Source organism: Streptomyces sp. ISL-94 (assembly GCF_018614075.1).
Lineage (GTDB): Bacteria > Actinomycetota > Actinomycetes > Streptomycetales > Streptomycetaceae > Streptomyces.
Map to the genome: position 1 here is coordinate 1 of NZ_JAGGOZ010000076.1, position 11,752 is coordinate 11,752.

The 11,752-nt window shown below is 70.8% G+C and carries 12 protein-coding genes; 4 read left to right on the forward strand and 8 right to left on the reverse strand.

Translation table 11 applies throughout. The annotated features are described in order from the left end of the window. Window positions 1-62: 62 nt before the first annotated feature. The gene (locus J7E94_RS23220; RefSeq protein WP_215018499.1) at window positions 63-632 is read left to right on the forward strand and encodes a GNAT family N-acetyltransferase; all 570 of its coding nucleotides are present in this window, start codon (window positions 63-65) and stop codon (window positions 630-632) included. Here the strand turns inward: J7E94_RS23220 and J7E94_RS23225 are convergent. From J7E94_RS23225 to J7E94_RS23250, 6 genes are all read right to left on the reverse strand, one after another. Further along, window positions 629-2,176, reverse strand: a complete 1,548-nt coding sequence (locus tag J7E94_RS23225) for a type IV secretory system conjugative DNA transfer family protein (RefSeq protein WP_215018501.1) — start codon at window positions 2,174-2,176, stop codon at window positions 629-631. The genes J7E94_RS23220 and J7E94_RS23225 overlap by 4 nt on opposite strands. A gap of 2 nt (window positions 2,177-2,178) precedes the next feature. Further along, a complete protein-coding gene (locus J7E94_RS23230; protein WP_215018503.1) occupies window positions 2,179-3,600 on the reverse strand; it encodes an ATP-binding protein in 1,422 nt (473 codons plus the stop codon). Window positions 3,601-3,619: 19 nt separating this feature from the next. After that, window positions 3,620-5,182, reverse strand: a complete 1,563-nt coding sequence (locus J7E94_RS23235) for an SCO6880 family protein (RefSeq protein WP_215018504.1) — start codon at window positions 5,180-5,182, stop codon at window positions 3,620-3,622. Then, entirely contained in the window at window positions 5,179-6,465 is a 1,287-nt protein-coding gene (locus tag J7E94_RS23240) for a hypothetical protein (RefSeq protein WP_251057104.1), read from the reverse strand. The genes J7E94_RS23235 and J7E94_RS23240 overlap by 4 nt, the downstream gene beginning before the upstream one ends. 22 nt (window positions 6,466-6,487) lie before the next feature. Further along, window positions 6,488-7,294, reverse strand: coding sequence for a hypothetical protein (locus J7E94_RS23245; RefSeq protein WP_215018508.1), 807 nt, complete (start codon window positions 7,292-7,294; stop codon window positions 6,488-6,490). 97 nt (window positions 7,295-7,391) lie between these two features. Next, window positions 7,392-7,700: a hypothetical protein gene (locus J7E94_RS23250; RefSeq protein WP_008742356.1), complete on the reverse strand. Its 309-nt coding sequence runs from the start codon at window positions 7,698-7,700 to the stop codon at window positions 7,392-7,394. A 409-nt stretch (window positions 7,701-8,109) separates the two neighbouring features. Between J7E94_RS23250 and J7E94_RS23255 the strand changes: the two genes are divergently transcribed. Continuing rightward, window positions 8,110-8,535 carry a hypothetical protein gene (locus tag J7E94_RS23255; RefSeq protein WP_215018511.1) on the forward strand — a complete coding sequence of 142 codons (426 nt, stop codon included), beginning with the start codon at window positions 8,110-8,112 and terminating at the stop codon, window positions 8,533-8,535. A 178-nt stretch (window positions 8,536-8,713) separates the two neighbouring features. Here the strand turns inward: J7E94_RS23255 and J7E94_RS23260 are convergent, their stop codons facing one another. After that, window positions 8,714-9,547, reverse strand: a complete 834-nt coding sequence (locus J7E94_RS23260) for a pentapeptide repeat-containing protein (RefSeq protein WP_215018512.1) — start codon at window positions 9,545-9,547, stop codon at window positions 8,714-8,716. 2 nt (window positions 9,548-9,549) lie between these two features. After that, on the reverse strand, window positions 9,550-10,029 hold the full coding sequence (locus J7E94_RS23265) for a GNAT family N-acetyltransferase (protein ID WP_215018515.1): 480 nt from the start codon (window positions 10,027-10,029) through the stop codon (window positions 9,550-9,552). Window positions 10,030-10,131: 102 nt separating this feature from the next. Between J7E94_RS23265 and J7E94_RS23270 the strand changes: the two genes are divergently transcribed. Both J7E94_RS23270 and J7E94_RS23275 read left to right on the forward strand, forming a co-directional pair. Then, complete coding sequence (locus tag J7E94_RS23270) at window positions 10,132-10,740, forward strand: LysE family translocator (protein WP_215018517.1); 609 nt, start codon at window positions 10,132-10,134, stop codon at window positions 10,738-10,740. Between the two features lie 51 nt (window positions 10,741-10,791). Beyond that, complete coding sequence (locus J7E94_RS23275) at window positions 10,792-11,586, forward strand: thioesterase family protein (RefSeq protein WP_215018519.1); 795 nt, start codon at window positions 10,792-10,794, stop codon at window positions 11,584-11,586. Window positions 11,587-11,752 lie beyond the last annotated feature (166 nt).

The window sequence follows — 11,752 nt, forward strand, 5'->3', positions numbered from 1 at the left end:
GTGCGGGGCTTTTCTGCGTTCTCAGGGATTCGATGATCGGAGTGGCGCTAAGATCATCAGCCATGAACCAGCACGTGATACGTCCTGTCCGAGCCGGCGAGTGGGAGAAGGTCAAGGAGTTGCGGATCGCGGCTCTGCGGGATCCTGCGGCCGCCGTTGCCTTCCTGGAGACCGAGGAGGCCGCCGCGGGGCGGCCGGATGCGTTTTGGCAGCAGCGTACCGAGGGCGCTTCGCACGGTCGGCAGGCACGGCAGTTCATCGCCGAGGCGCCGGACGGAACGTGGAACGGCAATGTGGTGGTGCTCGTTGAGGAGGCCGGGAGCACGGGCATCTTCGATGAGGACATCGAGGTGCACCAGGGGCACCTGGTCGGCGTGTTCGTGCGGCCCGAGCAGCGGGGGAGCGGGCTGACCGAGGCGCTGTTCGCGGCCGCGATGGAGTGGGCGTGGTCGCTGGAGGAGCCGGCGCTGGAGCGCGTACGGCTCTTCGTACACGAGGAGAACGGACGGGCCGCGGCCTTTTACCGGCGGTTCGGGTTCGAGGCGACGGGGCTGGTCGTGCCCGTGCCCATTGATACTGCTGCGCGGGAGATCGAGTACGTGTTCCCGCGGCCGAAGGACCGGAAGGACTAGGGGAGGTCTGCCTGCGGCCAGCGGGAGCGGGCCTGTTCGCGGCTGCGGCACAGGGCGAGGAGGGGGAGCGTCTCGTCCTGGAGGAGTTCCGGGAGCTGGGGGATGGGGGCCACCGCCGCCACGTCGTCCAGGATCAGGGACAGTGGTGGGTCGAGCCGACCGTGGGATGACCGTGCGGCCATGCGGCGGCCGTGCTCGACCACGTGAGCGGCGAGTGCGGTCAGCAAGGGCATCGCACCCGGGTGGGTGCGGGGGTCCTCCAGGGCTTCACCCACCATGTAGAGGGTGCCCCCTTCGGCTGTGAACGAAGCCAGGGTGAGGGCATCCGTTCGGTTGGGATTGCAGGCCTCGCGGATGTGGATCGAGGTCAGGCAGGAGAGGGCCCGGGCCGTCAGGTTCTGGGCCAGCTCACGGCGTTCGGCGTGGGCGGTGAGGGCGCTCTCCAGCTCGCCGGCTGAGCCGGGGGCGGCCTGGGGGTGGGTGCGCAGGATGCGGACCGGGTCTTGGGCGTTGTTGCCCTGGGTCCAGCGGTGGAGCTGCTTGAAGGGGCGGTCGTCCAGGGCGGCGGCCTGGAGCCAGCTGCGCAGGAGCGTTTCGGCGGTGTCCGCGACCGCGGCGTCCATGCGGGCCTGGGGGCGTACGGGCGCCAGCAGGGCGATCGCGCGGGCGGCGGCGGTGTCCCGGTCGGCGCAGCCGTCGGTGGGGTTCCAGTGCATGCGGGCCGGGGTGTCGCACAGGTGCGAGGGGTCGTAGAGGAGGACCGGGCCCAGTTTGGCGCGGGCGTCCTTGGTCTCGGCCCACAGGGTGGGGGAGGAGGTCACGATCAGCGCTGCCCCCTCCGTGTCCCCGATACGGGCCACGGCCGCGCGGAAGCGGTCGTACGGGCCGGCGTAGGCCAGGCGCTGCGGGGCTGCTGCGATTCCTGGGGCTGGGGCTGCTGGGGCTGCTGGGGCTCCCGAGGCTCCTGCGGCCGTGGGGGCGTAGCCGAAGCCGTAGCGGTAGGCCTCGTCCGCCGGGGGAGGCGTACGGTCCGCTCCGGGGGCGGGGGTCTGTGGTTGCGCCGGGCCGGCCGGTGCCGTGGCGAGCTGCGCCGGGGCGGGAGCGGGCGCCGGGACAGGGGCCTGCGCGGGCACGGCAGGCGGTTCGGGACGTACGGGGGCCAGTGCGGCGGCCTGGCGGGCCAGGGCGCGCCGGGACTTGGTGCGGGCGATCACGCCGATGGCGAAGACGGTGAGCACGAACAGCACCAGGAGCTGGCTGATGAACAGGCCCCAGAACAGGCCCCAGCCCGGGAGCGCGGCCGGGTCGGTGTCCGGCCAGGCGCCCGCGACGTCGTGCGGTTGCGCTATCAGGGCGCGCACGGCTCCCGGGGTCCGGGTGAAGGTGACGGTGGCGGGCCAGCTGCCCTTGGAGAAGAGGGCCGCCAGGCCCGTGGCCGACCAGATGAGGACGGCGAGGCCGAGGAGGAAGGCCAGGAGGCCGACCAGCAGGCCGTCCGGGATGCCGCCCCGCGCGGGGGTCTGCGTACGTCGTGCGTCGTGCATGGTCAGGCCACCGTGGTCGCGGAACCTGGGCCGCCGCTGCCGCGGCGGCGTTCGATGGCCAGGGCCCGTTCCTCCGACTCCAGTTCGGCGGCCAGCATGTCGTCGTGGAGGCGGGTGGCGGCGGAGGACTCGGTCATGGCGCGGTCGGTGAAGACCAGGGGGCGTTCGGCTTCGGTGATCAGGTGTTTGACCACCTGGACGTTGCCGTTGACGTCCCAGACCGCGATGCCCGGGGTGAGGGTGGGGATGATTTCCACCGCCCAGCGGGGGAGGCCGAGGACGCGGCCCGTCGCGCGGGCCTCGTCCGCCTTTTGGGCGTAGATCGTTCTGGTGGAGGCCATTTTGAGGATGGCTGCGGCCTCGCGGGCGGCCGCGCCGTCGACGACGTCGGAGAGGTGGTGGACGACGGCGACGAAGGACAGGCCGAGGCGGCGGCCGAACTTCAGCAGGCGCTGGAAGAGCTGGGCCACGAACGGGCTGTTGATGATGTGCCAGGCCTCTTCGACCAGGAAGATGCGCTTCTTGCGGTCGGGCCGGATCCAGGTGTGCTCCAGCCAGACGCCGACGATCGCCATGAGGATCGGCATCGCGATGGAGTTGCGGTCGATGTGGGAGAGGTCGAAGACGATCAGCGGGGCGTCGAGGTCGATGCCGACGGTCGTCGGGCCGTCGAACATGCCGCGCAGGTCGCCGTCGACGAGGCGGTCGAGGACGAGCGCCACGTCGAGGCCCCAGGCCCGGACATCGTCTATGTCGACGTTCATGGCGAGCGCGGATTCGGCTTCGGGGTGGCGCAGCTGCTCGACGATGTCGGTGAGGACGGGCTGGCGGTCCTGGATGGCGTCGACGACGTAGGCGTGGGCGACCTTGAGCGCGAAGCCGGCGCGCTCGTCGAGGCCGTGGCCCATGGCGACTTCGATGATGGTCCGGAGCAGCGCGAGCTGCCCGGTCGTGGTGATCGACGGGTCGAGGGGGTTGAGGCGGATCCCGTCGTCGTTGGCGGCGATGGGGTCCAGGCGGATGGGGGTTATCCCCAGCTGCTGGGCGATGAGGTTCCACTCGCCGACGCCGTCCTCGCCCTGGGCGTCGAGGACGACGACCTGGCGGTCCTTGAAGCGGAGCTGGCGCAGGACATAGGTCTTCTCCAGCGCGGACTTGCCGTTGCCGGATTCGCCGAGGACGAGCCAGTGCGGGGCCGGGAGCTGCTGTCCGTACAGCTGGAAGGGGTCGTAGATGTAGCCCTTGCCGCTGTAGACCTCGCGGCCGATGATGACGCCGGAGTCGCCGAGTCCGGGGGCGGCGGTGGGCAGGTAGACGGCCTGCGCCTGCCCGGTGGAGGTGCGGACGGGCAGGCGCGTGGTTTCGACTTTGCCGAAGAGGAAGCTGGTGAAGGCGTCCGTCAGGGCGGACATGGGATCTCGCATGGGCGGCACTTCCTTCCGGCTAGCGTCGGATGCCGGTGGCGAACGGCAAGGTGTTCACGAAGGCGCGGTGGTGCTCGCGGTCGCACCACTCCAGCTTCAGGTAGGACTTGCCGGCCGAGGCGCGGATCGTCCGCTTGTCGCGGGCGAGGGCTTCGGGTGACCGCGAGGACACCGTGATGTACCCGACCAGGTTGACTCCTGCCGCACCGCTGGCGAGATCTTCACCCCTTTGGTCGAGCCGGCCGTGGGCGGCGATGTCGCGGGGGTCGACGGTGCGGTTCATCTTGGCGGCGCGGGAGGCGTCGGCCTCGTCGTTGGTCTTCTCCGTGAGCATGCGCTCGATGGCCACCTCGGTGGGCTCCAGGTCCATGGTGACGGCCACGGTGCGGATGACGTCGGGGGTGTGGACGAGGAGCGGGGCCAGGAAGTTGACGCCGACGGGGGTCATCGGCCACTCCTTCACCCAGGCGGTGGCGTGGCACCAGGGGGCGCGGGTGGAGGACTCGCGGGTCTTGGCCTGGAGGTAGGTCGGTTCGACGGCGTCGAGTTCGGCGGGCCAGGCGTTGCGCTTGGTCATGGCCTGGATGTGGTCGATGGGGTGGTCCGGGTCGTACATGGAGTGCACGAGGGACGCGAGGCGGCCTTGGCCCAGCGGCTGGCGGACGCGGATGTCGGCCTCGGCGAGGCGGGCGCAGATGTCGGTGAGCTCGCGGGCCATGACGATGGCGAGGCCCGCGTCGCGGTTGAGCTTGCGCCCCTTGTGGGGGGTGGAGGCGCGGGCGATGGTGTGGGCCTCGGCCGCGAGGTCGCGCGTGTAGTGCATGCAGGCGACGAGGTAGGCGCGGTGCTGTTCGGAGGAGGTGGACACCATCGACTGGAGCTGGTCGTACGAGTCGCGCAGCCAGCCGGGGGCCTGGGTGTCGCCGCGCTGGGCCACGTCCTTGGCGTGCGCGTCTGGGTCGGCGGGCAGCGTACGGGCGAGCATCTGGAGGCGGGTGACGAAGCCGTCTCCGTTGGCCACGTGCTTGAGGAGGGTGCCGAAGCGGTCGACGAGGGCCTCCTGGTCCTCGCTGTCGCGCAGGCCGACGCCGGGGCCCTCGATCTCGATGGCGGCGGTGACGGTGCGGCGGTCCGCGTGGAGGAGGACGGCGATCTCGTCGGGGCCGAAGGGGGCGGCGAGCCAGTTGATGCGGCCGATGCCGGGGGGCGGGCCGACCTCGACCTCGCGGCCGTCGGCGGCGCGGACGCCGGCCTCCATGGCGGACGAGCGGTAGGTGGTGCCGCGGCGCAGGATGCGCTTGTAGCTGCGGCTGATCTCGAACCAGCGGTAGAAGGTGCGGCCCTTGTACGGGATGTAGACGGCGGCGAGCGCGAGCATGGGGAAGCCGGCGAGGCTGACGATGCGCAGGGTGAGGTCGGGGACGAGCAGTCCGCTCATCATGCCGAGGAACGCCCCCGCGATGATCAGGGCGATCTCGCCGGTCTCGCGGTTCTTGCCGACGATCGCGTTCGGCCGGGCCCGGCCGATGAGATAGGTGCGGCGGGGCGCGACCGGGTGCAGCTGGTGGGACTGGGACGTCAACGCCCGTCACCTCCTGTGTTCCTCGTACTCGAACTCGTGCGGGGCGGGGGTGCGGCGGAGGGGACAGTTCCGCCGCCTGCTCCGCCGCCGGAGGTGCGGCTGCTGTGGGCGGCCATGCCGCCGGAGATCTGATTGGCGCCGGTTCCGGCTCCGGCTCCGCCGCTCGCGCGGTGGGAGCCGCCGCCGCGGCTGCTGTGGGTCTTGATGCCCTGCGAGACGAGGGAGGCGGGGGAGCTGATGACGGCGGCTGCCTGGGCGCCGTCGGTGGCCTTGGTGCGGCTGGAGCGGGCGGAGGCGATCTCGTCGCCGAAGCCGGGGACGAAGCGGTAGATCATCGCGGAGGCGAAGATCGCCAGGAGGATGATGGAGAGGCCGGTGACGACGGCGGAGAAGGCGTTGGGGCCCTTCTCGCCGGCGAGGGCTCCGGCGAGGCCGAGGACGATGACGATGACCGGCTTCACGAGGATGACGGCGATCATGATGCCCGCCCAGCGGCGGACGTGGCCCCAGAGGTTCCGGTCGACGAGGCCCGAGTAGACGACGACGCCGAGGAGGGCGCCGACGTAGAGGAGGGCGGCGCGGATGAAGAGCTCGAGGAAGAGGATGCCGGCGGCGAGGACGGTGACGAGCGCGACGACGATGAGCATGATCGGGCCGCCGCCGATGTCGTCGCCCTTCTTGAGGGCTTCGGAGAAGGAGCCGAAGAAGACGTCGGTCTGGCCGCCGGTGGCGGAGGCGATGACTTCGGTGACGCCGTCGGTGGCGGAGACGACGGTGTAGAGGATGAGGGGGGTGAAGGCGGAGGCGAGGACGGTGAGCCAGAGGAAGCCGATGGCTTCGGAGAGGGCGGTGGTGAGGGGGACGCCGCGGACGGCTCGCTTGGCGACGGCGAAGAGCCAGAGGACGAGGGTGAGGATGGTGGAGGCGGCGAAGACGACGGAGTACTGCTTGAGGAAGGCGGGGTTGGTGAAGTCGACGTTGGCGGAGCCCTTGACTGCTTCGCTGAGTTTGCCGACGATCCAGGCGGCGGCGTCGGCGCAGCCCTTGGCCAGGGAGGCCAGGGGGTTGAGGGCGTCGGCCGGGTCGTTGGGGGTGAGGCCTCGGCTGGGGGCTCCGCCGGCTCCCCGGTCGCAGTACTCCCGGGCCGGCCCGGCGATCAGCGCGCACGGGTCGTTGCTTGCGCTCGGCGCCGGAGTGGGCGTCGGCGTGGGGGTTGGCGCGGCCATCGCACGCGAGGCGAACAGGACGGCCGCGGTCTGGAGGACCGCGACGGTGGCGCCCATCCTTCGGAGCGGGAGCCGGTGGCTACCGGGCATAGGTGAACCCTCCGAATTCGGTGACGGCGCTGCCGATCTCGTCGGAGGTGGATACGGGGTTGTCGCCGGTGACCGGGGTGGGGCCGTCCTTCTGCGAGGTTTCGACGACCTTCCAGTCGGTGCCGTTCCACTTGAGCGTCATCGAGATCGTGAACCAGCCGCTGGTGACGGGGCGAGTGGACTTCTCGCCGGTCAGCCCGAACATGCCAACACACCACACATCGACGGCGGCGGTCCCGCCGGCGAAGTTCTTCACCTTGGCTCCGGCCGGTACCGTCCGGTTGACGAAGGTGGAACCGGGCGGTGCCAGACCGTCCTTCGTGAGGCCGATCTGGGAGAGCAGTCCTGCCGAGTAGTCGGCGTCGAAGGCGGCTTGGAGCTTGGTCCGGCTGCCCTCCTCGGCGACCGCGTCCACGATGGCGTGACGGCGTGCGGGGTTGAACATGCCGTCGGAACCGAGGGCCACCGCGTAATTGGAGGCTGCCGACTGGGCGCCCTGCTGGTCCTGGCTGAACCCGGAAGGCACGCCGCCGTTCTTGCCCGTGACCGGGTCCGTGCCGGTGGGGGAGGTGGAGGAGGCTGCCGGGGGTTTGTCCGAGGCCGGGGTGGACGGGGTGTCCGGGCCCTGGTTCGCGAACGCGATCGCGGCGATCAGGAGGACCACCACGCCGACCACCGTGATCAGGCTGCGGGAGGCGCGGGGGGTGCGGCGGGTGGGGCCGTACGGGTCCGCGGGGGAGTCCGGGAGGCGGGTACGGGTCTGGCCCGTGCCGCCGTACTGGTCGTCGTTGCTCATTCCGTGTCGGCCCCCTCCGCGTCGTACGACGGTAGCGCTGGTTCCCGCGCAGGCGCGGTGTGGTGAGTCCTCATCAGGTACGGCCGCGGTGGCCCGGCTAGACGGCCATTCCGTAGACGATGGTGAAGAGGGTGCCCAGGGAGCCGATGATGAAGACGCCCGTGAGGCCGGCCACGATCAGGCCCTTGCCCTGTTCCGCGCTGAACGTGTCGCGCAGGGCGGTCGCGCCGATGCGCTGCTTGGCCGCGCCCCAGATGGCGATGCCGAGGCAGAGGAGGATCGCCACGGCCATGACCACCTCGATCATGACCTTCGCTTCGTTGCCGAGACTGCCGAACGGCCCCCAGTTCGGGGCGATTCCGCCGATGATGGTGGTGATGTCGCCCTTTTCGGCTGCCAGGATCATGTAACTCACCGCCCCTGTATGGGTAGTTCCGGAAGCCCGTGCCTGACGGCAGGGGTCACTCACTATCTTCGCTGATGAAACTGCCGCCGTCGTCGACTTGACGGGTCTCTTTACCCGTTCTCCCGGCCCGCGCCCCGCCCGCGCGCTCTGACCTGGGCGGGGGTGGTGTGTGTGCGAAAGAACGTACGGTCACTCTGTGTATCACGGGGGGTGACGCCGGGCAATGATTGTCGTCTCGGCGTACGGGGGGTGGGGGGCGGGGCCGCCGTTCGGCGTAGTGGGCCCGCGTGTCGCCGGGTCGGTGTGGCGATATTTTCCGACATTCCGTCAGGTGCGGGTGTGCTGCGGGGTGGTGCGGTTGTTTTAGCAGGTCAGGGGCATTGTCAGTGGGGTGCGTCAGGCTTGGGGCATGACGACGACTCCCTGGACTCTTGCTGATGTGGAGGCGGCCATCCGGGCGGGATGGTCGGCCGAGACCTGCTCGCCCGACGATGTGGAGCGGGCGCCCTGGACCTCCGACAATCCGGCGTGGGGGCACTGCGACATCACGAGTCTGGTCGTCCAGGACATAGTCGGCGGCGGGCTGATGGTCGGCGAGGTCTGGCTGGACGGGGAGCAGCAGGGGTTCCACTGCTGGAACGTCATGCCCGGGGGGATACGGATCGACCTGACGCGGGAGCAGTTCCGGCGCGGGCAGACGGTCACGGCGGAGCGGCCGATGGGGAAGCGGCCGGGCGGGCGGCTGCCGAGGCGCTGGGAGGAGTACCAGCTGCTGCGCCGGCGGGTCATCGACAAGCTGGGGCCGGCCCCGCGCCTCAAACGCCGGCGAGGCTGAATCTGCCGGAGTGCCGCGCCTTGAATGCCGGCGGGGCTGGAGTGCTGCGCGGGTGGGTGGGTTCGTGCGGCTTCAGGATCGGGGCTCTGCCCGGGCCCCCGCGCCTCCAACGCCGGCGAGGCTGGATTTTGCCCGGGGTCCTGTGCCTCAAGCGCCGGCTGGCTGGCTTCGCACCGGGTCAGGTCCAGTGGGTGGGGCGGGTGAGGGATGGGGGGATGTGGGTCGCGGGGTCGCCTTGAGCGGCGTTGAGTTGGAATTGCGTGAGGAAGAGGGCGTCGCGGAGGTCTGCGCCGCGGAGGTTGGTGTCGCGGAGGTCCGCGCCGATGAGGTCGGCGGTGCGGAGGTCGGCGCGGGTGAGGTCGGCGGCGATCAGGTAGGCGCCGCGGAGGTTCGCGCCGCGGAGGTCCGCGCCGGAGAGACGGGCGGCTATGAGGTCCGCGCCGCGGTGGTTCTTTGTGCGGCCCGGGGCCTTGGCCCGTACGAGCTCGCTGGCTTTCAGGAGGAGGGTGTTGATCTGCTGCCTGAGGGCGTCGACGTTCAGGGTCGTGAGGGTGTCCGCGTCGGCGTGCGTCCACTCGGTGGTTTCCGTGAGCGCGCGGCGCAGCTCCGGGTGGACCGGGGCGGCGGCCGGGAGGGTCAGTGCCTCGGACACGTAGAAGAGCAGCTCATGCAGCTGCCGCATCACCGGGAAGGCGTCGTACATCAGGCGGGCCGTGTCCGGGTGGGTGCGCCAGTCCTGGCCGCCGAAGGTGACCTGGGAGACCTGCTGGCCCGCGCCGAAGCAGTCGAAGACCGTGCAGCCCTGGAAGCCCTTGTCGCGCAGCCGGGTGTGGATGCCGCAGCGGAAGTCCTGCTGGAGGTTCTTGCAGGGGGTGCCGGCGGGCTTGTTCACGGCGAAGTCGGTGGACTTGGCGAAGGGGAGGGCCACGCAGCAGAGGGCGAAGCAGTTCGCGCAGTCGGCTTGCAGGACGGGAAGCGGGGCGGGGGCGGGGGTACTCGGCACGATGTTCATTGTTACTGGTCGGGGCGGGCGAGTCGCATTTGGTGGGCGGTCCAGGGCATGCCGTCTGCCTCTTCGACGTCCTTGAGTACCTGTTCGGTGCGGAAGCCGAGCTTCTCGTAGATGCGGATCGCCGCCGTGTTGTGGGCCCAGACGCCGAGGCTGAGCTCGGGAAGCTTCAGCTCGCCGAACGCGTGGGAGACGGTGAGGGAGACGAGGGTCTCGCCGAGGCCCCGTCCGCGTGCTTCGGGGGCGATCAGGACCCGGCCGAGGCGGGTGCCGGCGAGGGAGACGTGCCCGACCGGGTCGCCGGCGGCGGTGATGGCGGTCCATGTGTGGCGGCCGGGCTCGGCGGCGTAGGCGGTGAGCTGGGCGTCGTCCAGGGGCCAGGAGAAGGAGCGGCCGGCCCAGGTCATGAGCTCGGCGTGGCTGGTCACCCAGGTGCGGAGGAGGGGGCCGTCGTGGGCGGGGTGGAAGAGGCGTAGGGAGATCATTTCTTCAGTATGGGGAGCGTGTGGCGCGGGTGGGTGGATCTCTCAAGTGGGTGGCTGGCGGGCGGGGTTGATCGCTGGGGGAGGAGCGGTCAGCATGCCTCTATGACTGAAGTGATCGCCGTCGGTGTCATTACCTTCCTCGCCGTGATCAGCCCGGGCGCCGATTTCGCCATGGTGGTCCGCAACAGCTACCTCTACGGGCGGCCCACCGGGCTGTTCGCCGCCGCCGGGGTCGCGGCCGGGGTGCTGGTCCACGTCTCGTACACGATGCTCGGGGTCGGTCTGCTGATCGCCTCGTCGACCGCTCTGTTCACCGTGATCAAGCTGGCGGGAGCGGCCTATCTGGTGTGGATCGGGATCCGGACCTTCCGGGCGCGGGCCGAGGTGACCGTCGACCTCGAGTCGAAGCCGCAGCTGACGGGGCTCGGGGCGATGCGGTCGGGGTTCCTGACCAATGTGCTCAATCCGAAGACGACGCTGTTCGTCGTGTCGACCTTTACGCAGGTGGTCGACCCGCAGACGCCGGTGTGGCAGCAGGCGGGCTACGGGCTGTTCATGTCGGGGGCGCACCTGGGGTGGTTCGGGGCGGTGGCGCTGTTCTTCTCCAACTCGCGTCTGCGGGACCGGATGCTGAAGGCGCAGAAGGCGCTGAACCGGGCCATCGGGTCGGTGCTGGTGGGGCTGGGGGTGGGGCTGGGCTTCGCCCGCTGAGGGGTGGGTGCGGGGGTGGTGCCGGTGGTTACCTGTCGGTAGCGTGCTGGTATGGGCGCTGTCGAGGGATTCTTCGAACGGGTTGATGCCGGGCGGTTCACCGCCACCGAGTACACGCGCGGGCCGTGGGACCCGGGCTCGCAGCATGCGGGGCCGCCTGCGGCGCTGCTCGGCAGGGCCGTGGAGGAGCGGGCCGGCGCGCGCGGGGACATGCGGGTCGCGCGGATCACGTACGAGATCCTGCGGCCGGTGCCGATCGGGGGGCTGGAGATCACCACTTCGGTGCTGCGGGCTGGGCGCAGTACGGAGGTGGTCGAGGCGGCCCTCACTCCGGCGGGCGGGGCCGCGCCGGTGATGCTGGCGCGGGCGCTGCGGATCCGGGTGGCGGAGGAGGCCGTGCCGGCCGTGGTTCCGGGGCCGCAGTTGCCGCCGCCGGGGGAGGTGGAGGTGACGCCGTTCTTCCCGGTGCCGTGGGAGACCGGGTACCACACGGCGATGGAGACGCGGTTCACGGACGGGGCGTTCGTTGAACTGGGGCCTGGGACCTGCTGGATGCGGATGAAGGTGCCGCTGGTGGCCGGGGAGGAGACCAGGGCGCTGGACCGGGTGCTGATCGCTGCCGATTCGGGGAACGGGATCAGCTCGGTGATGGACTTCGGGCGGTACGTCTTCATCAACGGGGACCTGAGCGTGCATCTGCATCGGCATCCGGTGGGGGAGTGGGCGTGTGTGGAGGCTCGGACGAGTGTGGAGGGGAGTGGGATCGGGCTTGCGGATGCGCGGTTGCACGATGAGAAGGGGCCGATTGGGCGGAGTGCGCAGAGTCTCTTCGTCGCTCCGCGGTAGGTGGGGGGTGCGCGGGTGCGGCGTTGGCGCCGGGGCTCCGCCCCAGACCCCGCGCCTCAAACGCCGGCGGGGCTGAGAAGTTCGGGGCTGTGCCCCGTGCCGCCGCCCTGCGTCTCCAGGCGTGGTGGGGCTGGAGGTGTGGTCCGGCTGGGTGGGCTGGTGCGGG

What these genes read in the sequence shown, in the direction of transcription:
- J7E94_RS23225 (WP_215018501.1), bottom strand. Translation starts at nt 2,176, where the DNA reads ATGCACGACGCACGACGTACGCAGACCCCCGCGCGGGGCGGCATCCCG.
- J7E94_RS23230 (WP_215018503.1), bottom strand. Translation starts at nt 3,600, where the DNA reads ATGCGAGATCCCATGTCCGCCCTGACGGACGCCTTCACCAGCTTCCTC.
- J7E94_RS23255 (WP_215018511.1), top strand. Translation starts at nt 8,110, where the DNA reads ATGACGACGACTCCCTGGACTCTTGCTGATGTGGAGGCGGCCATCCGG.
- J7E94_RS23270 (WP_215018517.1), top strand. Translation starts at nt 10,132, where the DNA reads ATGACTGAAGTGATCGCCGTCGGTGTCATTACCTTCCTCGCCGTGATC.
- J7E94_RS23275 (WP_215018519.1), top strand. Translation starts at nt 10,792, where the DNA reads ATGGGCGCTGTCGAGGGATTCTTCGAACGGGTTGATGCCGGGCGGTTC.
- J7E94_RS23250 (WP_008742356.1), bottom strand. Translation starts at nt 7,700, where the DNA reads ATGATCCTGGCAGCCGAAAAGGGCGACATCACCACCATCATCGGCGGA.
- J7E94_RS23240 (WP_251057104.1), bottom strand. Translation starts at nt 6,465, where the DNA reads ATGGGCGCCACCGTCGCGGTCCTCCAGACCGCGGCCGTCCTGTTCGCC.
- J7E94_RS23265 (WP_215018515.1), bottom strand. Translation starts at nt 10,029, where the DNA reads ATGATCTCCCTACGCCTCTTCCACCCCGCCCACGACGGCCCCCTCCTC.
- J7E94_RS23260 (WP_215018512.1), bottom strand. Translation starts at nt 9,547, where the DNA reads ATGAACATCGTGCCGAGTACCCCCGCCCCCGCCCCGCTTCCCGTCCTG.
- J7E94_RS23220 (WP_215018499.1), top strand. Translation starts at nt 63, where the DNA reads ATGAACCAGCACGTGATACGTCCTGTCCGAGCCGGCGAGTGGGAGAAG.
- J7E94_RS23245 (WP_215018508.1), bottom strand. Translation starts at nt 7,294, where the DNA reads ATGAGCAACGACGACCAGTACGGCGGCACGGGCCAGACCCGTACCCGC.